This is a genomic window from Fluviicoccus keumensis (genome assembly GCF_004217445.1).
GTDB classification, from domain to species: domain Bacteria; phylum Pseudomonadota; class Gammaproteobacteria; order Pseudomonadales; family Moraxellaceae; genus Fluviicoccus; species Fluviicoccus keumensis.
Window position 1 is genome coordinate 26,089 of record NZ_SHKX01000015.1, and the last position, 24,698, is coordinate 50,786.

Consider the following 24,698-nt stretch of genomic DNA (forward strand, 5'->3'; position numbering starts at 1 on the left):
GGCAGGAGCGTTCAGCATGTGGATCGATACCCATTGCCACCTTGACGCCGACGAGTTTGAGCCGGACCGGCAGTCCGTGGCGGATCGCGCCTGGGCCGTCGGGGTCGAGGCGATTGTCATTCCCGGTTACGTGGCTTCACGTTGGGAGCACTTGCTGGAAGTTTGCCGAACGGTAACCGGTCCCAGGCTCCACGTCGCTCCCGGACTGCATCCTTGTTATATCCGTGAACATCAGTCCCAGCATCTGGAACAGCTGGATAGCATTCTGCAGAGCGTTCCTTGCGTTGCGGTCGGTGAAATCGGGCTGGATACCTACCTGCCAGAATTGAAGTCTTCCGAGATCTATCAGGCTCAACAGCGTTTTTTTTCGGATCAGCTGACACTGGCCAAGGCACATGATTTGCCGGTCATCCTGCATGTGCGCAAGGCACATGCCGATATTTTCCGGATCGTGCGGGAGCAGAATTTCCGCCACGGCGGTGTTGTGCATGCCTTTTCGGGAGGGGTGGAGGAAGCAAAGCGCTATTTCCGGCTGGGCTTCAGGTTGGGCATTGGCGGCAGCCTGACCTATGCGCAGGCCAAACGGCTGCATGCCGTGGTAAATGCCATGCCAGTCGAGGCGCTGGTGATTGAAACGGATGCTCCGGACATCATTCCCGCCCCCCAGCGCCAGCGAGGAGTCCGTCGAAACTCTCCGGAATTCCTGCCCGAGGTTGCCAAGGCGCTGGCAGAGGCAAAGGGCGTCACGCCAGAGACGCTGAGCCGTCTGCTGGCGGCGAACAGCCGGGCAGCGCTCCGGCTGACAGTTCAGTAAAGGGGTTGTTCCTCCAGCGCGGTATCCAGGTCTTCGGTTATCTGTCCGTGGAAACGGCTGATAATGAAGATCGGGCTCTTGTCGCTGGGCTTGCTGATGGCCTCGCGCAGAACCGGCCATTTCTGGCTGGCGCTCTTCAAGGCAAGGCCTGTTTTCCCACCGTAGGTTCCGACAATATTTTCGAAGCGTTGACCGGTCTGGAATACCAGTTGACGCTGTGGCGTGTCATCCAGTCCGGCCAGATGATTAAAGACCACCGTTTCAAGGCGAACCGCCAATTCACGCAGTGCGTCTGCCGGTCCGCGAACCGGAAGTTTTGATGATTTGCGGGTTTCCAGCAAATGCTGGTGAATGGTCTCGGACAAGGCATTCAGTTTGTCGGTGATCTTTTGAGGCGACCCGGCGACAGGCTTGCCGTTTCCGTCCAGGGCGACTTCAGTAATGGCGGCATCCAGCTGGCCCCAGGCGGATTTAACGGCGGAATTACCGTTGGCGGCCAGGCGCCCGCATTCCTTTCGCAGTTTTTGAACGGCTGGCATGTCTTCGACACGTTTCCCTTGAGCAGCTGACAGATACAGCGTACTGGCCATGCGATAGGAAAGTACTTCCAATTGGGCGATCGCCTTGAAGAGAGCCTGCTGCTTGTCCGCAGAGACAGCGACTTGGGCTTCAGCGGCGGCTGCAGGAGCAGCGTGCGCCAAAGTCGCCACCATCATCGGGGAAACCAAAAACAAGAAAATGCTCGCGCGCAAACGGGGCATGAAAGTTACCTGTATCAGAATTATTCGAATTAAAAGCAGGCCGTTGCGGCCACCGGGTAAAGTAGCAGGTGTTGATTTAAAAGTAAGGGGAGATGATCTGATTACTTGATGCCAGTCACAAAAACGGGCTGCCGAAGGCTCGGCAGCCCGTCGATCCTTAGATCAGCTCTACCGCCATGGCGGTGGCTTCGCCGCCGCCGATGCACAGCGAAGCAACGCCGCGCTTGCCGCCGGTCTGACGCAGGGCATGGATCAGGGTCAGGATGATACGCGAGCCGGACGAGCCGACCGGGTGGCCCAAAGCGCAGGCGCCGCCGTAGATATTGACCTTGTCATGGGGAATCTTGTGGGCATCCATTGCGCCCATGGTCACCATGGCAAAGGCTTCGTTGAGTTCATACAGGTCCACGGAATCGGCAGTCCAGCCGGTCTTCTTGAACAGGTTGGTCAGAGCACCGATCGGCGCAATGGTGAACTCGCTGGGATGCTGAGACTGGGTGCTGTGTGCCACAATGCGCGCCAGCGGAGTCAGGCCGCGGGCCTTCGCTGTGCTTTCCTTCATCAGCACCAGCGCCGAAGCGCCGTCGGAAATCGAGCTGGCGTTGGCGGCGGTGATGGTGCCGGTCTTTGAGAAAGCGGGCTTCAGCGTCGGGATCTTGTCGATCTTGGCGTTGCCCGGTTGTTCATCCACATCCACCAGCGTTTCACCGCCGCGGGATTGGACGGGAACGCCCACGATTTCCGCCTTGAACCAGCCTTCCGCGATCGCTTTCTGGGCGCGCTTCAGCGAGGTGATGGCGAAATTATCCATTTGCTCGCGGGTATAACCCAGCTTGTCCGCCATTTCCTGGGCGAAAGAACCCATCAAACGGCCGGTCTCGGCGTCTTCCAAACCGTCCAGGAACATGTGGTCCTTGATTTCACCATGACCCATGCGGTAGCCGCCGCGAGCCTTCGGGAGAATATAGGGAGCGTTGGTCATCGACTCCATGCCACCGGAAACCCCGATCTCGACACTGCCGGCCAGGATCATGTCATGCATGAACATGGTGGCGCGCATGCCGGAGCCACACAGCTTGTTGACGGTGGTGCAGCCCGTCGCCGTGGGCAGGCCAGCCTTGAGGGCCGCCTGGCGCGCCGGACCTTGCTTCAATCCGGCCGACAGGATGCATCCCATGACCACTTCCTGTACGTCCTCGGGAGCGATTCCGGCGCGGGCCACGGCCTCGCGGATGGCGATGGCGCCCAGCTCCGGGCCGGTGACGCTGCTCAGTGCGCCCTGGAAGCCGCCCATGGGGGTGCGGGCGCCGTTGACGATAACTACGGGATCATGACTCATGGGATTCTCCACCATCGGGGTCTGCAAAACGTGACGGCGATTATAGGGCGAAATTGCGTCTTGCATAGCGTGTAGGCATGAACGACACGGTTTTGTAGGATTTTTCCTACAAGGATTGTCGAATTGGCGACTTCACGGGGCGCGGCTGTTGCCCGATAATGCACCCATCGCAAGGGAATACGGTCAGGATGATCGACAGGACAGTGCGTGTGGCAGGATGCCGGATGGAAGCAGGAAAGCAGGGTAGGGACAGCAGATGTTTCAGGATCGAAACACAGCCATAGCAGCACAGGGGGCTGACAGGACGTAAGTAAGGATGGATGACGCTGCGGGAATGCCAGGATGGTATAACAGGAAGTTCTGATTACAAGCAACAAGGAAGCCCGGGCTCTGTTAAGGAATAGCAGAACCCGGGCTTTTTGTTTCCGCGAGGCATGCAGGTGCTGTGATGGAAAACCGGTTTAGTCTTCCATGTCCTGATGCTGGCTGATGACCTTCTCGCGCTGGATGCGCTGGTAAATCTCTTCACGGTGAACGGCCACTTCCTTCGGGGCGTTCACGCCAATGCGAACCTGGTTGCCCTTGACACCCAGGACAGTCACACTGACTTCATCACCAATCATCAGGGTTTCGCCGACACGGCGCGTAAGAATCAACATGGAACGACTCCTTGAGTTTTTTATCCCGACAAACGACAGGTCATTCGAGTATGACTGAAGGTGGATAAAAGATAAACGGGGTAAAAGCGGATTTGCCGGACGAATAACCGGCAAATCCGCGCGTTTTATGTTCGGTCAGGCTTTGGCCGGCGCATCCAGGCCGAAAGCGGTGTGCAGGGCACGGACCGCCAGTTCCAGGTACTTCTCTTCCACGACAACCGAAATCTTGATTTCCGAGGTGGAGATCATCTGGATGTTGATGTTTTCCTTGGCCAGTACGCCAAACATCTTGCTGGCGACACCGGCATGCGAGCGCATGCCCACGCCGACCATCGACACCTTGCAAATCTTGTCATCGGTGACCACTTCGCGCGCACCGATGTCCTTGGCTACAGTTTCCAGCACGCCCAGCGCCTTCTTCATTTCACCGCGTGCAACGGTGAAGGTGAAGTCGGTGGTGTTGTCGGCGGCAACGTTCTGCACAATCATGTCGACTTCAATGTTGGCGTCGCCGATGGGGCCCAGGATACGGAAAGCGATGCCTGGCAGGTCGGGCACGCCGCGCACGGTCAGTTTGGCTTCGTCGCGGTTGAAGGCGATGCCGGAGATGACGGGTTGTTCCATAGTGACCTCGGATTCAGTGGTAATGAGGGTGCCTTCGCCTTCACCGAAGCTGGAAAGCACGCGCAGGGGAACCTGGTATTTGCCGGCGAATTCGACCGAACGGATTTGCAGCACCTTGGAGCCGAGGGAGGCCATTTCCAGCATTTCCTCGAAGGTGATCTTGTCCATGCGGCGGGCTTGCGGCACGACGCGAGGGTCAGTCGTGTAGACGCCGTCGACATCGGTATAGATCTGGCATTCGTCGGCCTTGAGCGCGGCCGCCAGCGCGACGCCGGTGGTGTCGGAGCCGCCGCGACCCAAGGTAGTGATGTTGCCTTCGGAGTCAACACCCTGGAAGCCGGCGACGATGATGACGTTGCGCTTGGCCAGTTCGGCGCGCATCAGGGTATCGTCAATGGATTCGATGCGGGCCTTGGTGAAGGCGCTGTCGGTACGGATGGCGACTTGCGCGCCGGTCAGGGATTTTGCGCCCAGACCGCGCTGTTGCAGGGCCATCGCCAGCAGGGCAATGGTGACCTGTTCGCCGGTAGAGACCATCTGGTCCAGCTCGCGCGGATCGGGATCGGGCGTGATGGCCTTGGCCAGGCCGATCAACCGGTTGGTTTCGCCGCTCATCGCGGAAACCACCACAACGATGTCGTGACCTTGCGCGTGCCAGCGCTGCACGCGCTCGGCGACGGCCATAATGCGCTCCGGGGAGCCGACGGAGGTGCCGCCGTATTTCTGTACGATCAGTGCCATGATAGTGCCTTGTGTCGTTGCCGTTTGGAGGCCGGAGTCAGCAGGCTCCGACCGCTGGGAGCGGTTACCGCTCCCGGTTGATCTTCAGCCGCGTTCGCTGATCCAGGCCGAGACGCCGGAAAGCGCCTTGGGCAGGGCGGCGATGTCGGTGCCGCCGCCCTGGGCCATGTCCGGGCGTCCGCCGCCCTTGCCACCCAGTTGCGCCGAAACGTTCTGCACGATGTCGCCGGCCTTGAAGCGGCTGGTCAGGTCGGCGGTGACGCCGGCGATGACGGTCGCCTTGTCGCCTTCGACCGTTGCCAGCACGATGACGCCGGATCCCAGCTTGTTCTTCAACTGGTCAAGCGTGGTGCGCAGCGACTTGCTGTCCGCGCCGTCCAGCTTCACCGCCAGCAGCTTCACGCCGCCGATATCCTGCACCTGCGACAGCAGGTCGTTTCCGGCGGCCGAGGCCAGCTTGGCCTTCAGGCGGTCGATTTCCTTTTCCAGTTCGCGGGCGCGTTCGCTCAGTTGCTGCACCTTTTCGGCGGCACTCTGACGGTTACCCTTGACCAGCTGGCCAATGCTGTTCAGCGCGGCCTCGCCTTCATTCAGCCAAGTCAGCGCACCGTCACCGGTACGGGCCTCGATGCGACGCACCCCGGCGGCCACACCGCCTTCACTGGTGACTTTCAGCAGGCCGATGTCGCCGGTGCGGCTGACGTGAGTGCCGCCGCACAGTTCCACGGAAAAGTTGCCGGTGCCCATGCTCAGTACGCGCACGGTGTCGCCGTACTTCTCGCCGAACAGCGCCATGGCGCCCTTGGCCTTGGCGGTGTCGATGTCGGTCACCTCGGTGGCGACGGCGCTGTTGAGGATGATCTGCTCGTTCACCAGGCGTTCGATTTCGGCCATTTGCGCCGGGGTCACAGCTTCCGGGTGTGAGAAGTCGAAGCGCAGGTAGTCGGCGCAGACCAGTGAGCCCTTCTGCTGCACATGCGTGCCCAGCGTCTGGCGCAGGGCGGCGTGCAGCAGGTGAGTGGCGGAGTGGTTGCGGGCGGTACGCAGGCGCAGGTCGGCGCGTACATCCGCTTCCACGGCGTCACCGGCGTGCAAGTGACCCATGGTGACGATGCCATGATGCAGGAAAGCGCCACCTACCTTGGTGGTGTCGCGGACTTCGAAGCGGGCATTGGGGCCGGTCAGGTAACCGGTGTCGCCGGCCTGGCCTCCGGATTCGGCGTAGAAGGGCGTGTGGTCGAGAATGACCACGGCCTCGTCGCCTTCATTCAGCTTCTCGACCTGGTTCTCGCCGACGAACAGTGCCAGCACCTTGCCGGAGCCCTTGGTGCCTTCGTAGCCGGTGAAGACGGTTTCGCTATCCACCTTGATCAGGCTGTTGTAGTCGAGGCGGAACTTGCCGGCCTCGCGGGAGCGGCGGCGCTGTTCATCCATACAACGGTTGAAACCAGCCTCGTCGATACCGAGATTGCGCTCGCGGGCGATGTCGCCGGTCAGGTCCATCGGGAAGCCGTAGGTGTCATAAAGCTTGAAGACGATCTCGCCGGGAATGATGCCGCCCTTGAGGTCGGCAATATCGGCTTCGAGAATCTTCAGGCCTTGTTCCAGCGTAGCGGCGAACTGTTCTTCTTCCTGCTTCAGGATGCGCTCGATGTACTGCTTGCGCTCGACCAGTTCCGGGTAGGCGGAGCCCATCACCTCGGCCAGCGCTTCCACCATGCGGAAGAAGAACGCGCCGCCGGCGCCCAGCTTGTTGCCGTGGCGGCAGGCGCGGCGGATGATGCGGCGCAGCACGTAGCCGCGGCCTTCATTGCTCGGCACTACACCGTCGGCAACCAGGAAGGCGCAGGAGCGGGCATGGTCGGCGACGACGCGCAGCGACGGTTGGCTTTCGTTTGCGCAACCGATGGCCTTGGCGGCGGCGTCCAGCAACTTCTGGAACAGGTCGATCTCGTAGTTGCTGTGCACATGCTGCATCACGGCGGAGATGCGCTCCAGACCCATGCCGGTGTCCACGGACGGGGCGGGCAGCGGGTGCAGCACACCGTCAGCGGTGCGATTGAACTGCATGAAGACGTTGTTCCAGATCTCGATGTAGCGGTCGCCGTCTTCTTCCGGGCTGCCGGGAGGGCCGCCCCAGATGTCGGCGCCGTGATCGTAGAAGATCTCGGTGCAGGGACCGCAGGGGCCGGTGTCGCCCATCGCCCAGAAATTGTCGGAGGCATAGGGCGCGCCCTTGTTGTCGCCGATGCGGATCATGCGCTCGGCCGGAATGCCGACTTCCTTGTGCCAGATGGCGTAGGCTTCATCATCGGTGGCGTAGACCGTCACCCACAGCTTTTCCTGGGGGATGGCCAGCCATTTCGGCGAGGTCAGGAATTCCCAAGCGAAGGTAATCGCGTCGCGCTTGAAATAGTCGCCGAAGCTAAAGTTGCCCAGCATTTCGAAGAAGGTGTGGTGACGGGCGGTATAGCCGACGTTTTCGAGGTCGTTGTGCTTGCCGCCGGCGCGGACGCACTTCTGGGAGCTGACCGCACGCGTGTAGTGGCGCTTGTCCAGACCGAGGAAGCAGTCCTTGAACTGGTTCATCCCGGCGTTGGTGAACAGCAGCGTCGGGTCATTCGCGGGAATCAGCGAACTGGAAGTGACGCGGGTATGTCCTTTTCCCTCGAAGAAAGCGAGGAAGGCTTCGCGAATATCGGCACTGGTGCGCATGGGCAGGCGGGCTCCGTGGGAACGGCGTGTTCAAAAAAGGGGTAGATTATAGCGGGTTATGACGCAAGGGGGAGGGGTTTTTGCGGGATGTCGCCGCCGGGCGCCTTGCTCAGTCTTCGAGGTTGCGCAGCGCTTTACGGCACTGATCGGAGGTAAAACCCCGGTATTGGAGGAAACGCAGTTGCCGCACCTGTTCCTTGCGGTCGGTTGGCGGTTCCTCGCCGAATTTGCGCTGACGGGTCAGCCTTGCCCATTCCAGCCAGTCCTCGGTCATCAGGACGTCGGCAATCAGCTCCTCATCAACCCCGCGCTGTTTCAGGGATTGCCGGATATTCAGCGGTCCGTGCCCCTTGCGGCTTTCCTGACGGACATAGGCCTCCGCAAAGCGGTTGTCGCTTTGCCAGTTCCGTTCGGCCAGCTCGTCGAGAATGGCGGCTATTTCCGCCGCCGAGCCGCCGAGGGCGGCCAGTTTCTCGCGCAGTTCCTGCCGGGTGTGTTCCCGCCGCGACAGAAATGCAAGAGCCCGGCTGCGCAGGGCAACCGGGCTCAGCGGGGAGGTTGGCTCACTCATTCCCTGAGCGACCGGCTCAAGCGTCGGCCGGTTCGAACTCACCGGCGTCTTCCTCTTCCGCCTGACCGGCCGGGGCCGGGACGGCCAGCAGCTGACGACGCACTTCGGCCTCGATTTCCTCGGCGATGGCCGGGTTTTCCTCGAAGTGCTTGATGACGTTGGCCTTGCCCTGACCGATCTTGTTGCCCTTGTAGGCATACCAGGCACCGGACTTCTGGATGATGTCCTGCTTCACGCCCAGATCGACCAGCTCGCCGAGGCGGTTGGTGCCTTCGCCGTACATGATCTGGAATTCGGCTTCGCGGAAGGGCGGTGCCACCTTGTTCTTCACCACCTTGACGCGGGTTTCGGAGCCGATGACTTCATCGCCTTCCTTGACTTGGCCGATGCGGCGGATGTCCAGGCGCACCGAGGCGTAGAACTTCAGCGCGTTGCCGCCTGTGGTGGTTTCCGGGCTGCCGAACATGACGCCGATCTTCATGCGGATCTGGTTGATGAACACCACCAGGCAGTTGGAGCGCTTGGCGTTGCCGGTGATCTTGCGCAGCGCCTGCGACATCAGGCGGGCCTGCACGCCCATGTGCGAGTCGCCCATTTCGCCTTCGATTTCGGCGCGGGGGGTCAGGGCGGCCACGGAGTCAATGACGATGACATCGACCGCGCCGGAGCGCACCAGCATGTCGGCGATTTCCAGCGCCTGCTCGCCGTTGTCAGGTTGGGAAACCAGCAGGTTGTCGACATCAACCCCCAGCTTCTTGGCATAGGACGGGTCCAGTGCGTGTTCGGCGTCAACGAACGCAGCGGTGCCGCCGTTGCGTTGGCATTCGGCGATCACTTGCAGCGTCAGCGTGGTTTTACCGGAGGATTCCGGACCGTAGATTTCGACGATCCGGCCCTTGGGCAGGCCGCCGATGCCGAGGGCGATATCGAGGCCGAGCGAGCCGGTGGAAATGGCCTGGATGTTCTCGGTGGGCTGGTCGCCGAGGCGCATCACGGAGTTCTTGCCGAACTGTTTTTCAATCTGGGAAAGGGCGGCTGTCAGGGCCTTGCGCTTGTTCTCATCCATAGTGATTCTCCTAATTTTCCGGTGGGGTTGTCGATGTGGAGCGTATCCTGCCACGTTCGGGAAAGACTGGCTAGAGGACATAAATTGTCGCGCGTCACAGCTTGTCGTTATGTCCGGAAACGACGGGCGAGTCAGCCCGGAAAGAGCCTGCTAGAATGCGCGCCTTCCACCCTGAAAACGCCTGACCGAGCCGCGCCGCCATGACGATTGCTTTTGAAGACCACACGCCGATGATGCAGCAATACCTGCGCCTGAAGGCCGAGCATCCGCATGCGATTGTTTTCTACCGCATGGGCGACTTTTACGAGTTGTTCTTTGAGGATGCCCACAAGGCGGCGCGGCTGCTGGACATCACCCTGACCCATCGCGGCAAGAGCGCGGGCAACCCGATCCCGATGGCGGGCGTGCCGCATCATGCGGTTGAAGGCTATCTGGCGAAGCTGGTGCGGCTGGGAGAGACGGTCGTCATCTGCGAACAGGTCGGAGATCCGGCGACCAGCAAGGGGCCGGTGGAACGGCAGGTCAGCCGTATCCTGACGCCGGGCACGGTCAGCGACGAAGCGCTGCTCGACAGCCGCCGCGAGAACCTGCTCTTGTCCCTGCACGCCACCCGTGACACGCTGGGCTTGGCGGTGCTGGAGATGGGCAGCGGCCGCTTTACCGTGGCGGAAGTGGAGCTTTCGCCGGAATCGCTGGAGGCCGAGCTGGCGCGGCTGAGCCCGGCGGAGGTGCTGGTGGCGGACGGTTCGCAGATGCAGGACTGGATGGGGGAACGGCCGGTGACACGCCGTCCGCCCTGGGAGTTCGTGCCGGAAACGGCCCGGCATGCCTTGTGCCAGCAATTCGGTGTCAAGGATCTGCAAGGTTTTGGCTGCGAGACGATGAGCGCCGCCATTACCGCAGCCGGGGCCTTGCTGAATTACGCCCGTGAAACCCAGCGCAGCAGCCTGCCGCATCTGCGCGGCATCCGTGTGGAGCAGGGCAGCGACTTCATTACGCTGGATGCGGTGACCCGCCGCAATCTGGAGCTGACGCAAACCTCCCAAGGTGACTTCCGTTGCAGCATCGCCTGGGTGCTGGATGCCTGCCAGACGCCAATGGGTAGCCGCCTGTTGCGGCGCTGGCTGCACCAGCCCGTGCGCGATCGCCAGGTGCTGCGCGACCGGCAGGCGGCGATTGGTGAAATGATCCAGGGTTATCGGTTCGAGACCTTGCAGGCGGCGCTGGAGCCGGTGGGGGATGTCGAGCGCATCCTGGCCCGGGTGGCGCTGAAGACGGCGCGCCCGCGCGACCTGAGTCGCTTGCGGGAAGTGCTGGCTGCCTTGCCGGTGTTGCGACAGGCGATGGCCGGGCTGGAGTCACCGGTGCATCGCCGTATTGCTGAATCGGTGCGGGAATTCCCGGAACTGCAAAGCCTGCTGGAGCGGGCCATTGTCGAAACCCCGCCGGTGGTGGTGCGGGACGGCGGCGTCATTGCCGAGGGTTACGATGCTGAACTGGATGAATTGCGCGCCATCAGCACCAATGCCGGCGACTACCTGTTGCAACTGGAAGCCCGCGAGCGCGAGGCCACCGGCATTCCCGGCCTGAAGATCGGCTACAACCGGGTGAGCGGTTATTACATCGAGCTGACGCGGGCGCAGGCCGACAACGCTCCGGCGCACTTCATCCGCCGCCAGACGCTGAAGAATGCCGAGCGCTTCATCACGCCCGAACTGAAAGTGTTTGAGGACAAGGCGTTATCCGCCGCCGCCAGGGCGCTGGCCCGTGAAAAGTTGCTTTATGAAGGCTTGCTGGACCTGCTGCTGGCGCATCTGGGCGATTTGCAGGCGATGGGCATGGCCTTGTCTGAACTGGATGTGCTGGTGACGCTGGCCGACCGCGCCCACCGTTTCGACTGGGTGGCGCCGGAACTGACGGATGCGGTGGAAATCCAGATCAGTGAAGGCCGCCATCCGGTGGTGGAGCAGATTCTCAGCACGCCGTTCACCGCCAACGATACCCGGCTTGACGCGGCGCAACGCCTGCTGGTGATTACCGGCCCGAACATGGGCGGTAAATCGACCTACATGCGGCAGAGCGCGGTGATCGTGCTGCTGGCGCATATCGGCAGCTATGTGCCCGCCCGGCAGGCGCGCATCGGCAGCATCGACCGTATTTTCACCCGCATCGGCTCCGCAGACGATCTGGCGGGCGGCCGCTCGACCTTCATGGTGGAAATGACGGAAACCGCCAATATCCTGCAAAACGCCACCCGTCACAGCCTGGTGCTGATGGACGAAGTGGGGCGGGGCACCAGCACCTTCGATGGCCTGTCGCTGGCCTGGGCGGCGGCGGAATACCTGGTCAAGGATGTACAGGCGCTGACGCTGTTCGCGACCCACTATTTCGAAATGACCGGCCTGCCTGAGCATTTCCCCGGCGCGGGGAATGTTCATGTCGCCGCCAGCGAGCAGGGCGAGCATCTGGTGTTCCTGCACCGGGTAACCCCCGGACCGGCCAGCAAGAGCTACGGTTTGCAGGTGGCGCGACTGGCGGGCGTGCCAGGACCCGTCATCGATTCCGCCCGGCACAAGCTGCTGGACCTGGAGCGCAGTCCCACCGCCCGCAAGGGACGCAACAAGCCGGAGCCGTTGCAGAATGACCTCTTCGCCCAGCCCGAGATTATCGAACGGGTGGTGGAAAAAACGGTTGTTCGTGAAAGCGCCATTGAGCAGGCATTGGCGCAGCTGGACGTGGATGGGCTGACGCCGCGCGCCGCCCTCGACAAGCTCTATGAGTTGCGCGAGCTATTAAGGCATGACAAGGCGGCGCGATAGCGCTTAGAATACCTCACCGTATTTAGACGACCGGCCGGGTGCCGGTCTTGTTGAGAGGCAGGACACCATGACTTTTGTCGTTACCGAAAACTGTATCAAGTGCAAATATCAGGACTGTGTGGAAGTCTGCCCCGTTGACTGCTTCTACGAAGGCCCGAACTTCCTGGTCATCCACCCGGATGAGTGCATTGACTGCGCCCTGTGCGAGCCGGAATGCCCGGCCAACGCCATTTTCTCGGAAGATGAAGTGCCGAAGGGTCAGGAAGAGTTCATCAAGCTGAATGCCGATCTGGCGCAGGTCTGGCCGAACATCACCGAGAAGGGTGATGCCCCGGCCGATGCCAAGGAATGGGACGGCGTGCCCGGCAAGATGAAGTATCTGGAAAAATAAGCTTTTCCGATGCCAAAGAAACCGTCGTGGTTTGCGCCCGGCGGTTTTTTTATGGGTTGATTTTGGGTGCAGGCGGCGGTTGAATCAGGAAGTCGCGGCGAAAGTTAAGACGGAAGTCATGGCGATGCGGCGGAGGGGGGCTCAGCAGGTTTTGTCGGCGCCAGAAATGCAAACGGGGCGGATAATCCGCCCCGATTTGTATCCTTCCCGTTGGCATCCATACACGTCCCGGTGTCTCCAGTCCCTATCCATGTGCCTCGCGGCAATCAGTCCCTTTCCCTATTCCCATGTCACTTCCATTTGATTCCCTAATGATGCCTCCTGGCATCTCCTTGCGTGCTTCCAAGCACTATCAGCTTCCCGCTAATCCTGTACTGCCCTGTGACTCTTCCTGAGCCTTCCAGTCCACGCAGTCCTGTTTGCGTTCCGTTGATGAAATAATAACACAGCGAGTGCCTGTGACAATCCACCCCCTTGCGGCCTGGAATCGGTGTCCATGTCAAAGCTGACGGCAAATTTTGTTATAATTCAAGCGTCGTCGCTATATGCGTTACCGATCCCGGCGGATTTCACTATTGAAAATCAGGAAAATCCGACAAGTCGTGTAGGAAAATTCCTACACGACTTGTCGAAAAAGTCGATGTGATCGGGGAGGGAGGCAAAAACCGTTACGCGGAATTAACAAAATCCAACAGCCATTGCGCCCAAATCCACGTAGCGTAGCCTTACCCCCCATAAACAAGCCTGAACACATGATCAATCGAGGATCACCATGAGGATGAGCCGGTTGGCAGCCAGTATTTCCGGGTTGGCCGCAGCGTTGCTGGCGGCTTTATCCGGCGCTGATGAAGCCGTTCAGCCACATTATTACACGCTCTCCATCAGTCTGGCGCCCGCCCTGTGCAAGCTGCATCCTGAGAACCGTGAGCTGCGTATCTGCCAGGAAGGCTATTCGATTATTGTGCAAGGATACTGGCCGGAGCGTGAGGACGGCCGCAAGGTCCAGAACTGCAGCCGGGAAAACCCCGAGCTGTCGCCGGTTCAGGAGCGGGTGCTGGAAAAGCTGATGCCGGATGATCCCATGCGCGCCAAGGAGTGGCAAAAGCACGGCTCTTGCACGGGTATGACGGCCCGCGAATATTTCCGGGCCTTGATGACCAGCGCGAACCGCCTGCGCCTGCCCAGCCAGATCAACAGCGAGGGCAAGGACCAGGTGATGGATCGCAACCAGTTGGTGTCTGAAATCATGAAGCTGAACAACGGTCTGCCGGAAAAGGGGATTTACCTGCGTTGCAACAGTCAGGAAAACGGCAACCAGCTGCTGACCGAGTTACGTGTCTGCTATAAGCCAAACGGCCAGTTTACCGAGTGCACAACCACCTTCAAGCCGAATTGCCCCGCGACCGTGACGATCCGCGCGGTACCCTGAGCATCAGAAAGCCTCGAATCGGCGGGCATCCAGCCAGGTCCGCTCCTCCCAGCTGCGCTTCGCCAGTCGGGTCATGTTAAGGGCGCTGTCCAGAACATTTTCTCCCAGCTCACGCCATTCCCGGCTTTCCCGGGGCAGGTTGAACCGACTGAAATTTCCCTGATATACCCCTTCCTTGGCGGCCAAAAAGCCCGGATGCGCGAGAGCGTGCGACTTGAACAGCATCAGGCCGGTATCGCCAAAACTGAGCAATCGCGGAATCGGCAGGGGGCGATATTCGGCCGGCGGCCGCGCCTGCCGCCGTCGGCGCAGGTTGGAAGCAATCAGGCTGCCCATGGCCATGGCGTGGAAGGCCTGCTTGTCCAGCGGGATCGGGAAGCGGCTGGCGTCTCCGGCTATCCAGACATGATCGTCATGCACGGATTGAAGCGTCGGCCGCACGGGAGCGTAACGGCCCGGGTCGGCCAGACCGGCGCTTGCCGGCAGCGGGTGCGGAACGTCACCGGCACACCACAGCGTCAGCCGCGACTCGAGTTCCACGCCGTTGTCCAGCGTCACGGCGTCACGGGCCACGGACATCACTTTACGGCCCGGGTGCCACTGGATATCCAGTCCGGCGCACAGCTCGCGGAACCAGCCGTCAAGATCGCGATATCCCGGCATCATGGCGGGAAGCGCGTCAACGACATGCAAGGTAAAGCGCCATTGCCGCCGGTAGCGACGGATGATTTCCCCAAGCAGTTCCAGCCCGACGAAGTTAGCTCCGACCAGTACGATATTTCGTGCGGGCAGGGCCAGTGCATCCAGACGCTGCAGTTGCTGGCCGATCCGTTCGGCATTGGCGATATTGTCGCAGGGCAGGGCGTGTTCCCGTGCTCCCGGAATACGGTCGATGTTACCGGTGTTGCCGATGGCGAGGATCAGGTCATCGTAAGGCAACGAGCGACCGTCCGCGGTGAGGATCCGCTTGGCGGCGCGTTCGATGCTGCTGACGGCGGTCATGGCAAAGCTGTGGCCCAGGCGATCCAGAATGTGCTGGCGCGAGTGGCGCAGTTGAGCCGGTTTTTTCTGACGCGATACCAGTTCATGAATGTTGGGATACCATTCAAAATCTTTCGCGGGATCAAGCAAGGTGACCTGGTAGTGACGCGGACTGAGGCTGCGGGCAGCCATGAGACCGGCAAAATTCCCCCCCGCGATGATAATGTTCCGTCGAGATTGCATCCCCATGCATCAACTCCTACACTGCCCCATGATCAGAGGGCGAAAGAACCAGAAAAATGTCGAAAGATTACTGCAAATATCATCCGCTCACTACCGCCAGATGGCACTGCGCGACCTGTTATATCCAGGTCTGTGATGATTGCGCCCCCGCAGGGACAGACATGGAGGCACTGCCGAACTGCATCTTGTGCAATCAGTCCTTGCAGCCGGTTCGCACGGGGCCGGTGGTAACGCCATTCTGGCTGCGCTATACGGACTTTCTCCGGTTGCCTTTTTCTCTGCCGGGCCTGGGACTGTTGCTGATATTCCTTTTGCTGCCCATGTTTGCGCCGGAGAACCTGTTGCTGCCCGCAGCGTTTGTGTCATATGCCCTGCTTGCCCTGATTGGCTGGGGGCTGCTGCGGCGAGGGGCTTCCGGCGAGGTCTCCTTTCCCGGGCTGCCGGAGTTGGGGCAGATGTTTGCCGGCCCGGCTGCACCGTTGGCGCTGTTGCTGGCCGGGGTCATGACCGGATTGGTGCTGATGACGCAAAAGGCGGCGTTGCTTGCATTCCTGGCGGCGCTGGTGTTTGTCGGGGCTTTGCCCGCGTTGCTGATGGTCGTCGCAAGAGACAAATCCGTTGCCAGCCTGAGACAGAAGGACTCATGGATCTCGGTATTTCAGGGGGTACGCTTTCTTTACTTGCCCCTGGGCGGTGGCGCAGTTGTCCTTTTCATTCTGGCGCACGCATTTTTTGGACTGCTGTCGGATGTCGCCACCCCGGGCGTGGCGCAGGGGATGCGTAATGTTTTTTACGGGTATGGGCTTTGGGTGGTGTTTGCCGTATCCGGATATTGCCTGATCCAGTTTCAGGACGCCTTGGGATTCGAAGGGGAGCGGGGTCGCAACAAGGTTCGCAAATCGGCGGTCCGCCGTATTGATACCAATACTGCCAAGCTGGAGGTGTACCTCAAGGAGGGTATGTACGACAAGGCCGTCAGTCATTTGCGCGGCCTGGCGGAAAAGCAGCGCAATGATATCGCCATTCAGGAGCGGTATTTCCAACTGCTGGTTTTCCTGAAGGACAAGAGCGGTGTCGCCCATCAGGGTGAGAGCTTCATGGCGGCCTTGATTGCCGGAGGGAAGGGGGAAGAAGCGGTGCAGATACTGACCAAGGTTCGCCTCGTCATGCCCGAATTCCGTCCTGAAGAGCCAGCGGTTGCATTTGATCTGGCGAAGGCGTGTGTGGAGTGCCGGGAATTTGCACGAGCCGCTGCCTTGCTGGACGGTATGCACCAGACGGCTCCGCACTTTCCGCAACTGCCGGAGGCCTACATGCTGCGAGCCAAACTGCTGAGTGACAAGCTGGGTCAATCAGCAGCGGCGCTGGATGTGATGGAGTATCTGGTCACCCGCTTCCAGAAACACCCGCGGTATGAGTCGATGCGCGGTTTCTGGAAACAGTTGGGCGGTAAGGATGTCAGCGATGAGTTCCACTAGTCGGCCGGGTGGGTTAGTCGCCTGATTTGGCCAGTCCGGCATAATACCCGGCGCGCTGCTCCATATTGTTTGCGGTCATGGCTGTCGCCAATGCGTTGGCGGCCTTGGCCAGCAGCGGTGCATTACGGTCCGAGTCCAGAGCGCGCTTGAAGGCCTCTTCGGCATCCTTGAGCGCATTGATGCGCGTAAAGCGAAGCACCAGTTGCAGGGAAGTATTGGTATCCAGGGCCACAAAGGTCTGACTGCGTTTGATGTAGTCCCGGTATACCCGCAGTGAAGCCTGATTACTGCCCGGCTGGTTCGGCAAGGTCAGCATGGCGAAGGCCACTTCTTCAAACTCCAGGTTGTTGGGCGTCAGCTTCAGCAAGTGATACAACTGCTCCGTCAGCCGAGGGTCGCCGGGGTAACGCTCCAGCAAGGCGCGGATGTTCTTTTCCGCTGCGACAAACTGCATCTGCGATACTTTCAGCATGACCTGGTTCAGATCCTGGCGGTAGGGTTCGCTGGTCGGCATTTCCGGAACCACGATCTCCAGCTCCTGCTCGGCGCGACTCTTTTCCAGCCAGCGCCTGAATACGGCGCAAGCGGTCGCCCCTGCGGCGAGCGAAACGGATAGCGAAACGATCCAGGCGATCTCCCGGCTGTGCCAATGCCAGATCAAGGTCAGCGCCGCGAGCGAAATCACCATGAACAGCCAGCCGCCCGCAGTCACGGCAGATTCCATGACTCTCAGACTGCGATTGCGCCGGAACTCCCAGATGGCAGCTCCCAGCAGGCCCACAATGGCATGTGAACTGCCGGTCAGGGGCATCAGGCCGGAGCGATGCAGCAGCAGGTAAGCCAGCCCGCCCGCAGCGCTGCCAGCCGTCCAGGAAGCCAAGAGGGCTCCGCTGCCCAGAACGCGCTCCAGCGGCATGCCAACCAGCAAGAGCAAGACAACGGTTAGCAGGACATTATTGAGGTCCGTATCGGTGAACGCATAGCTGATGAAGGTGACCGGGCGGAAACGTTGCGGATCCAGGCCGATGACCTGGGCGCTGAGCCGGTTCCGCTCTTGATCATAGTGATCCCGGGCGGCGGTCCAGCGACTGAGGATATCCGGTTCCAGGTAGTCCTTGCCGCCAGCGCGGATGCTTTCCACAAAGGGGCGGTCATTACCCATGGCTTGCGCGACAGCCGTCTGGTTGCCTTGCGTCCGTTGGGCTTCCAGTCCGGCGATTTCGGTGCTGCGGTTGTTTTGCATCAGGAATGGGCTGTACAGCGGCCATTCGATACTCATGAGATTGGTGACATAAAAGCCGTCCAGACTGCGTTGCCGCTCGAAGTCACCCGGGAACAGGGTAAACGCCAGCAACAACAGCAAGCCGGCCAGCCCCAGCGCCAGACGGGGAGGCTTCCGATAATCATACGGTTTGTCAGACGGCGCCAAAAGCATGTCAATGTCCCCATACAAAGCTGATGCCGACAGCAACCAGCAGGCAGGCAAATAGTTTTTTCAGCAAATCGGCAGGCAGCCGATGCGCCAATTGTGCTCCCAGACGGGCGAAGACCAGGCTGGTGGCGCTGATGCCGATAAAGGCCGGCAAAAATACAAAGCCCCACGATCCCGACGGCAGTTGCGCGGTATGCATGCCTGCGGTCATGAAGCCAACGGCTCCGGCGAGGGCGATAGGCATGCCGCATGCGGAAGCGCTGGCGACCGCATTGGTCATCGCTACCCCATGCAGGGTGAGGTAGGGGACAGTGAACGTTCCGCCACCGATGCCAAAAATGGCCGAGGCGCTGCCGATGCCGCCGCCGGCCACCCAGAGTCCCTGGCGTCCGGGGAGTGGAATATGTCCCAGTTTGCCCTTCCAGCCGGTAAACATCTGTGCGGCGGTTAAAAAAGCGAAACTGCCGATCAATATTTGCAGTGCCCTGGCCGGAATCATTGAGGCCACTTGGGCTCCGGCAAAGGCCCCGACCAGCAATCCCGGTGCCAGGTTACGGACGACGGGCCACAGCACCGCACCCCGCTTGTGGTGCGCCAGCACCGCGCTGACTGAGGTGACCATAATGGTGGCCAGCGAGGTGCCGACCGCCAGATGGGTCAGCACGCCCGGATCAAGCCCTTGGGCGGTAAAGCTGTAGATCAGCACGGGCACGATCACCATGCCGCCGCCGATGCCGAACAGCCCGGCCACGAAACCGGCAAAACACCCCAGCCCCAGATACAACACATAGTCCATCGCAAACAATTCGCAAGCCGATCATGATCAGGAGACTACCACACCTTAAACCTGGCGCACCCGGAAGCTGCGTCCCTTGATATTGCCGTTGCGCAGACGGGCGAGCGCCTTGCCGGCGGCTGAACGGCGAATCGCGACGTAGGACACCATGTCGGACACATCAATCTTGCCGACATCCGCACCGGCAATGCCTCCTTCGCCGGTCAGGGCGCCCAGAATGTCGCCAGGTCGCACCTTGTCCTTGCGGCCGCCCTGGATTGCCAGCGTCACCATCGGCGGCGGCAGGGGCTGGTCGTTGCCATGATCCAGCTCATCCAGGGCCTTCAGGGTAATCGGCGCTTTTTGGTAAGTTTCCACGGCGGCGACACGACCGGCTTCACGAGCCGCAAACAGGGTCAGCGCCAAGCCTTTTTGCCCGGCGCGACCGGTGCGGCCAACCCGGTGTACGTGCACTTCCGGATCCCAGGCGGGTTCGAAGTTGATCACGGCTGACAAATCCTTGATGTCGAGGCCGCGTGCGGCGACATCCGTGGCTACCAGCACCGAGACACTCTTGTTCGAGAAGCGCACCAGCACCAGGTCGCGCTCTTTCTGTTCAAGATCTCCGTGCAGGTCGAGTGCGGAAAAGCCCTGGTCGATCAGCGCATCCACCACGTCCTGACAGTCTGCCTTGGTGTTGCAGAACACCACTGTCGATTCCGGCCGGTAATGCCGGAGCAGCCTGCTCAGGGCATCCAGGCGCTGGTCCGGTGAAATTTCGAAAAACAACTGTTCGATGGCGCTGTCATGATGCTGCGCCTCAACGGTAACCTCCACCGGATTACGTTGCACGGACTTGCTCATTTTCAGGATGCTGTCCGGATAGGTAGCGGAAAACAGCAGGGTCTGGCGGTTGGCGGGCATGGATTTGACCACCTCGCGGATGGCCTCTTCAAACCCCATGTCGAGCATGCGGTCGGCTTCGTCCAGCACCAGTACCTGCATGCGGTCAAGTCGAAGGGTACCCATGTCCAGGTGCTTCTGGATGCGACCAGGCGTGCCGACAACAATATGCGCACCGTATTCCAGCGAGCCGATCTGCGGACCGAGAGCAACACCGCCGCAGAGGGTCACCAGCTTGATGTTGGGCAGCGTCCGCGCGAGCCGACGGATATCCTTGCCAACCTGATCGGCCAATTCGCGGGTGGGGCAGAGTACGACCGCCTGGACCTGGAAGCGGGCAGGGTCGAGACGGGACAGAATGCCCAGGCCGAAAGCGGCGGTCTTGCCGCTGCCGGTCTTGGCCTTGGCAATGACATCGCGGCCTTGCAGGATATCGGGCAGGCTTTGCGCCTGAATCGGGGTCATGGCGGTGAAGTCCAGTGACTTCAAATTGTCCAGCAAGGCCGGAGACAGCGACAGGGAAGCGAAATCGGTATTCACGGAAAAACTCGGGCAGGCGCGACGGATGTCGGAAGCCGGCTATGATACCAGTTCGTCGCACAAATAATTCCCGCCCGCTTAACCCCGGCGGTCCGGGAGTGGCGTTTACCGGTACTGACGGCATCCGTTGTGTGATTGCGGTTAAAAGAACGGCCCTTTTATCCGGAATGCGAGGCAGGAACTTGCACCGGCTGAGTGCTTGTTGTATCAAGCCCTCATTCAACGGAACTGCATATTTCATCATGACTGATATCCCGGATGAGACTTTGATGCTGGCCTGGCAAGCCGGCGATAAGGCCGCCTTCAACGTATTGTACGGGCGTTATCGGCCCCGGCTGTTTTCCTACCTGTTGCGGCATCTGGGTCAGCGCGCCCAGGCGGAAGAGGTCTACCAGGAAATCTGGCTGACCTTGATCCGTCGGCGCAGCGCCTATTCGGTGACTTCGGCTTTCGGCAGTTATCTGTTCTGCATCGCTCACTCGCGTTTGCATGATCACTACCGTCGGCAAGGTAAGCGCTGGACACATGAGCAGGAGGACGAGGCGTTGATCGCCTGTAAGTCGGGCCAGCCCGATCAGCAGCTGGATCTGGAGCAGCAGGCGCAGCGTCTGCGTTTTTGTCTGCAGCAACTGCCGCCGGAGCAACGAAGCATCGTTTTGCTGCGACTGGAGGCGGAGTTGACATTGCAGGCGATGTCGGAGCAGTTGCAGGTGGCCTTTGAAACCGTGAAAAGCCGGTTTCGCTATGCCCAGAAAAAGCTGCAGTCTTGCCTGGGGCTGGAGGGTGAAGCATGAGTGAGGACCTGGACCCGAAACTGCGGGAGTTGTATGCGCGGATACCCAAGGACGAGCCTTCCGCCGCCGTGGATAAGGCCATTCTTGAAGCCGCAGTCAAACCCTTGGTGGTGGGGCGTTCGCAGGCGTGGCTGCTGTCCTTTGGCGCAGTGGCCAGTGTGGTGGTGGTGAGTTCGCTGGTCGTTTATCTGCAAACTCGCTCGCCTGAGCGTCTGCAGCAGGCCGTCGCGGTGCGCCAGCAGACGACACCGGCTTCGGCAGCGATCCCCCAGGCGGCAGGCATAAGTGCAGAATCGCCATCTTCCTCCGCAAGTGATGAGGAAGCCCGGGCTGCTCAGCGTTCTGCCGAGTTAGCGCGTCTTCGCGCCCAGTTCGCCGCCCGGCATTCCGGCGGCTCGAAAGCCGAGGCAGTCCCGCCGCCGCCGGCGGATTTGCCCACGGTCAAGCTGCATCCGGATTCCAGACTGGCCGAGCAGCAAAATAAGGCTGACATCCAGGCCCTGGATCGTCTGCCGCCGGATGCGTCCGCCGAGCAAAAAATGATGTCAGCGCCGCCGGTGGCGGCCGTAGCCCCCGCTGCCCCGGCTCAGTCGCTTGGTAAAATGAAGGCCATGGTTGAGCCTGAGCGTGCGGCGATTGCCTCGGTGCTGATGGAAGGAGTCAGCCTGGGCATGCATCGTGAGGATCTGGCGGCGTTGGGTTGGGGCTGCGGGCAGGCAATCTGTTCGCGCCTGATCAGCGATCCCCGGCAGCCGGATTATTGGGGCATGGCGACGGTCGGAGCGACGCAGCAGGTGTTGTTCGCCAAGGAAACCGTGAAGGCGATGACATTGTCCCAGCGCGGGGTGGCGCTCAATAACGTCAAGATGTCGCTGGAAAAAATCGGCAAGGCGTCCGAGCAGGAGTGCGGCTTCGGCGCGATCGGCGAGGCGCTTGTCAGTCGTCGCGCCGGCGGGATGCTGCTGAATCTGTGGGTGGATGGCGAGACAACGGTGTTGGGGGTTTGTCTGGCGAAATGAGCGGGGCCGGGGCGTGCTATTCGCGCCCAGGCCTCCGTGCAGGATTTTTCCAGGCAAATAAAAAGGCCTGCATGTTGCCATGCAGGCCTTTTTATCGAATTGGTGATCCCACGGGGAATCGAACCCCGGTTACCGCCGTGAAAGGGCGATGTCCTAACCGCTAGACGATGGGACCCTGTTTGGTGGAGCTAAGCGGGATCGAACCGCTGACCTCTACAATGCCATTGTAGCGCTCTCCCAGCTGAGCTATAGCCCCGCACAGGCCGCGAATGTTATAGGGGAGTCGGGAGTGTGTCAACGGGAGTCGTGAATATTTTACCTCAAGATGTGTTGAGTGGCTGAAAAAAGCACAGGGTGCCTAAAAAGACGCCAAGGTTATGTTATTCAGGCATTTCTGAAGTCAAGGAGCGTCCTTGTTCTTCCGGTTTGCGAAGGGGAGTGCTAGCCTTTCCGCTCGTTCAAAAAGATCGTGTTTGTACTCATGAGCAATTCCCTGAAGAACCAGTTGCTGAAATCCGGACTGGCCGACCCCAAGAAGCTGAAAAAGCTGGAACATGAAAAGCGCACCGCCGCTGACAAGGATGAAGCGCGCAAGCTGGCGCAAAAGGCGCTGGAAGAGAAGCAGGCCCGCGACCGCGAGCTGAACCGCCAGCAACAGGAAGAACGCGAGGCCAAGGCGCGTGAAGCGCAGGTCATCAACATGGTCGAGACGCAGGCGATCAGTCGCAAGGGCGGGGAAACCGCCTACCAGTTCGCCGACGGAGGCAAGATCAAGAAGCTGTATGTCACCGAACCGCAGTTCAACCAGTTGGTAAAGGGGCAGATCGCCGTGGTGCGCAAGGGCGATGGATATGAGCTGGTGCCGACGGTGGTGGCGGAAAAGATCCTCACCCGGGATGAGTCGGTGGTGGTGGTCCTGAATACGCGGGTGGAAAAGCAGGAAGTGGATGAAGAAGATCCGTACAAGGATTATGTGATTCCCGACGACCTGATGTGGTAAGCCCGGCCCCTCTCCCCGGTCAGGGGAGAGGAGCGGTTGGACTTATTCGCGTGGCAGCGCCTGCCATTCCTTCTGCCATTCACTCTGTTCGTTCTTCGACAACCCGCCCAGCGCCTCGACGCCATGACGCAGACGGTGGAAGCTCAGGTCAGGGCCGAGAATGGCCATGGCCTCCATCACCGGCGTGCTGGAGGAGGAACCGGCGATAGCGACGAAATAGGGCGCCATGAAGTCGCGCAGTTTCACGCCCATGGCGTTGCTGATGCGTTGCAGCGTCGCGCCGACGGTTTCGTGGTTCCACAGCATCACTTTTTCCAGTTCCCACAACCCGAACTGCAGCACCTTCTTCACTTCATCCGGCGACAGTTTCTTGTGCGCCAGTTTGTCGGCGGTAACCCCCACCTGTCCGGCAAAGAAGAAACCGGCCCAGTTGACCGCTTCTGACAATGTCTCGATGCGCGGCTGGATCTGCTTGGCCACCTTCGACAGGTAATCCGTGTTCACCGCCCATTGCTGGAAGGCGTGCATGAAGTCGGGCAGGGGCATTTCCTTCAGCCATTGCCCGTTCAGCCAGCTCAGCTTGGCCACATCGAAGGTCGGGCCGCCCAGCGACACCCGGCTGATGTCGAAGTGGCTGATCATTTCGTCGAGGGTAAATTTTTCCCGCTCATCCGGCATCGACCAGCCCATGCGTCCCAGATAATTCAGCATGGCCTGCGGCAGGTAGCCCATGCGTTCGTAGTAGGTGATGCTGGTGGGATTCTTGCGTTTGCTGAGCTTGCTCTTGTCGGGATTGCGCAGCAACGGCATATGGCAGAGCACCGGCGCGGTCCAGCCAAAGTATTTGTAGAGCAGCAAATGCTTCGGCGCGGAGTTGATCCACTCCTCACCGCGAATGACGTGGGTGATTTCCATCAAATGGTCATCGACCACATTGGCCAGATGGTAGGTCGGCAGGCCGTCGGCCTTCAGCAGCACCTGCATGTCGACCTGCGCCCACTCGATCTCGATGCGGCCGCGCAGCATGTCGTCGATTTCGCAGACGCCCTCGCGAGGTACCTTCATGCGGATCACCGAGGACTCCCCGGCGGCCAGGCGACGTTGCACTTCCGCTTCGCTCAGGCTCATGCACAGGCCGTCGTAACCGATGGTTTCCTTGGCGGCGGTTTGCCGCGCGCGCAGTTCTTCCAGGCGGTGGTTGTCGCAGAAGCAGTGGAAGGCGTGACCGGCCTTGACCAGGTCATCGGCATGCTTGCGGTAGATGGCGCTGCGTTCGCTCTGGCGATAGGGCGCATGCGGGCCACCGACATCCGGACCCTCATCCCAGTTCAGCCCCAGCCAGCGCAGGGAGGAGAGGATCTGGTTTTCCGATTCCAGTGTCGAACGCACCTGGTCCGTATCTTCAATGCGCAGGATGAACTGGCCGCCGTGCTGGCGGGCGAAGCACAGGTTGAACAGCGCAATGTAAGCGGTGCCGACGTGCGGGAAACCGGTGGGCGAGGGAGCAATGCGGGTGCGGACGCGGGACATTTCTTGAAGCAGCCTTTTTCACTGACGGATGGCCGCCGATTATACGCCAGAGTTGTGCTAGAGTGATTTTCAAA

The 24,698-nt window shown here is 60.6% G+C and carries 19 protein-coding genes, 2 tRNA genes and 1 pseudogene; 8 read left to right on the plus strand and 14 right to left on the minus strand.

The genetic code is table 11. The annotated features are described in order from the left end of the window. Positions 1-16: 16 nt before the first annotated feature. Positions 17-814 carry a TatD family hydrolase gene (locus EV700_RS14310; RefSeq protein WP_130415014.1) on the plus strand — a complete coding sequence of 266 codons (798 nt, stop codon included), beginning with the start codon at positions 17-19 and terminating at the stop codon, positions 812-814. Here the strand turns inward: EV700_RS14310 and EV700_RS14315 are convergent. The 7 genes and pseudogenes from EV700_RS14315 to recA form a co-directional block, all read right to left on the minus strand. After that, positions 808-1,566 (minus strand): hypothetical protein, encoded by a 759-nt coding sequence (locus tag EV700_RS14315; RefSeq protein ID WP_130415016.1) that lies wholly within the window; start codon positions 1,564-1,566, stop codon positions 808-810. The genes EV700_RS14310 and EV700_RS14315 overlap by 7 nt on opposite strands. Positions 1,567-1,732: 166 nt before the next feature. Continuing rightward, positions 1,733-2,914 carry an acetyl-CoA C-acyltransferase gene (locus tag EV700_RS14320; protein WP_130415018.1) on the minus strand — a complete coding sequence of 394 codons (1,182 nt, stop codon included), beginning with the start codon at positions 2,912-2,914 and terminating at the stop codon, positions 1,733-1,735. A 479-nt stretch (positions 2,915-3,393) separates the two neighbouring features. Then, a pseudogene (gene csrA / locus EV700_RS14325) lies at positions 3,394-3,573 on the minus strand (carbon storage regulator CsrA); the annotation flags it as partial. Positions 3,574-3,708: 135 nt separating this feature from the next. After that, on the minus strand, positions 3,709-4,938 hold the full coding sequence (locus EV700_RS14330) for an aspartate kinase (RefSeq protein WP_130415022.1): 1,230 nt from the start codon (positions 4,936-4,938) through the stop codon (positions 3,709-3,711). An 84-nt stretch (positions 4,939-5,022) separates the two neighbouring features. After that, on the minus strand, positions 5,023-7,653 hold the full coding sequence (gene alaS / locus EV700_RS14335) for an alanine--tRNA ligase (protein ID WP_130415023.1): 2,631 nt from the start codon (positions 7,651-7,653) through the stop codon (positions 5,023-5,025). Positions 7,654-7,762: 109 nt separating this feature from the next. Beyond that, a complete protein-coding gene (locus EV700_RS14340) occupies positions 7,763-8,224 on the minus strand; it encodes a regulatory protein RecX (protein WP_130415025.1) in 462 nt (153 codons plus the stop codon). A 16-nt stretch (positions 8,225-8,240) separates the two neighbouring features. After that, complete coding sequence (gene recA, locus EV700_RS14345) at positions 8,241-9,290, minus strand: recombinase RecA (protein ID WP_130415027.1); 1,050 nt, start codon at positions 9,288-9,290, stop codon at positions 8,241-8,243. 200 nt (positions 9,291-9,490) lie between these two features. On the opposite strand from recA, the gene mutS reads away from it, so the two are divergent. From mutS to EV700_RS14360, 3 genes are all read left to right on the plus strand, one after another. Continuing rightward, positions 9,491-12,109, plus strand: a complete 2,619-nt coding sequence (gene mutS, locus EV700_RS14350) for a DNA mismatch repair protein MutS (protein WP_130415029.1) — start codon at positions 9,491-9,493, stop codon at positions 12,107-12,109. Between the two features lie 67 nt (positions 12,110-12,176). Further along, on the plus strand, positions 12,177-12,500 hold the full coding sequence (gene fdxA / locus EV700_RS14355) for a ferredoxin FdxA (RefSeq protein WP_130415031.1): 324 nt from the start codon (positions 12,177-12,179) through the stop codon (positions 12,498-12,500). A gap of 778 nt (positions 12,501-13,278) precedes the next feature. Continuing rightward, positions 13,279-13,929 (plus strand): ribonuclease T2 family protein, encoded by a 651-nt coding sequence (locus EV700_RS14360; protein WP_165391494.1) that lies wholly within the window; start codon positions 13,279-13,281, stop codon positions 13,927-13,929. Positions 13,930-13,932: 3 nt separating this feature from the next. Here the strand turns inward: EV700_RS14360 and EV700_RS14365 are convergent, their stop codons facing one another. After that, positions 13,933-15,159 (minus strand): NAD(P)/FAD-dependent oxidoreductase, encoded by a 1,227-nt coding sequence (locus EV700_RS14365; protein WP_130415035.1) that lies wholly within the window; start codon positions 15,157-15,159, stop codon positions 13,933-13,935. A gap of 155 nt (positions 15,160-15,314) precedes the next feature. Between EV700_RS14365 and EV700_RS14370 the strand changes: the two genes are divergently transcribed. After that, positions 15,315-16,631, plus strand: coding sequence for a tetratricopeptide repeat protein (locus EV700_RS14370; RefSeq protein WP_130415037.1), 1,317 nt, complete (start codon positions 15,315-15,317; stop codon positions 16,629-16,631). A 13-nt stretch (positions 16,632-16,644) separates the two neighbouring features. Here EV700_RS14370 and EV700_RS14375 read toward each other — a convergent pair whose 3' ends face one another. From EV700_RS14375 to dbpA, 3 genes are read right to left on the minus strand one after another with little or no spacing between them, the layout of a single operon-like run. Beyond that, entirely contained in the window at positions 16,645-18,066 is a 1,422-nt protein-coding gene (locus EV700_RS14375; protein WP_130415039.1) for a rhomboid family intramembrane serine protease, read from the minus strand. A 1-nt stretch (position 18,067) separates the two neighbouring features. After that, positions 18,068-18,859 (minus strand): sulfite exporter TauE/SafE family protein, encoded by a 792-nt coding sequence (locus EV700_RS14380; protein ID WP_130415041.1) that lies wholly within the window; start codon positions 18,857-18,859, stop codon positions 18,068-18,070. A gap of 45 nt (positions 18,860-18,904) precedes the next feature. Next, the gene (gene dbpA, locus EV700_RS14385) at positions 18,905-20,281 is read right to left on the minus strand and encodes an ATP-dependent RNA helicase DbpA (protein ID WP_130415043.1); all 1,377 of its coding nucleotides are present in this window, start codon (positions 20,279-20,281) and stop codon (positions 18,905-18,907) included. A 242-nt stretch (positions 20,282-20,523) separates the two neighbouring features. On the opposite strand from dbpA, the gene EV700_RS14390 reads away from it, so the two are divergent. Next, positions 20,524-21,075, plus strand: coding sequence for a sigma-70 family RNA polymerase sigma factor (locus EV700_RS14390; RefSeq protein ID WP_165391496.1), 552 nt, complete (start codon positions 20,524-20,526; stop codon positions 21,073-21,075). After that, positions 21,072-22,094: a hypothetical protein gene (locus EV700_RS14395; protein WP_130415047.1), complete on the plus strand. Its 1,023-nt coding sequence runs from the start codon at positions 21,072-21,074 to the stop codon at positions 22,092-22,094. Before EV700_RS14390 ends, EV700_RS14395 begins: the two co-directional genes overlap by 4 nt. Before the next feature lie 100 nt (positions 22,095-22,194). Here the strand turns inward: EV700_RS14395 and EV700_RS14400 are convergent. Both EV700_RS14400 and EV700_RS14405 read right to left on the minus strand, forming a co-directional pair. Continuing rightward, a tRNA-Glu gene (locus tag EV700_RS14400) sits at positions 22,195-22,269 on the minus strand. A gap of 5 nt (positions 22,270-22,274) precedes the next feature. Continuing rightward, positions 22,275-22,350 (minus strand) — tRNA-Ala (locus EV700_RS14405). A gap of 225 nt (positions 22,351-22,575) precedes the next feature. Between EV700_RS14405 and EV700_RS14410 the strand changes: the two genes are divergently transcribed. Next, positions 22,576-23,094, plus strand: a complete 519-nt coding sequence (locus EV700_RS14410; RefSeq protein WP_130415049.1) for a DUF2058 domain-containing protein — start codon at positions 22,576-22,578, stop codon at positions 23,092-23,094. Between the two features lie 42 nt (positions 23,095-23,136). On the opposite strand, the gene gltX is transcribed toward EV700_RS14410, so the two are convergent. Next, on the minus strand, positions 23,137-24,624 hold the full coding sequence (gltX, locus tag EV700_RS14415) for a glutamate--tRNA ligase (protein WP_130415051.1): 1,488 nt from the start codon (positions 24,622-24,624) through the stop codon (positions 23,137-23,139). Positions 24,625-24,698: the final 74 nt, after the last annotated feature.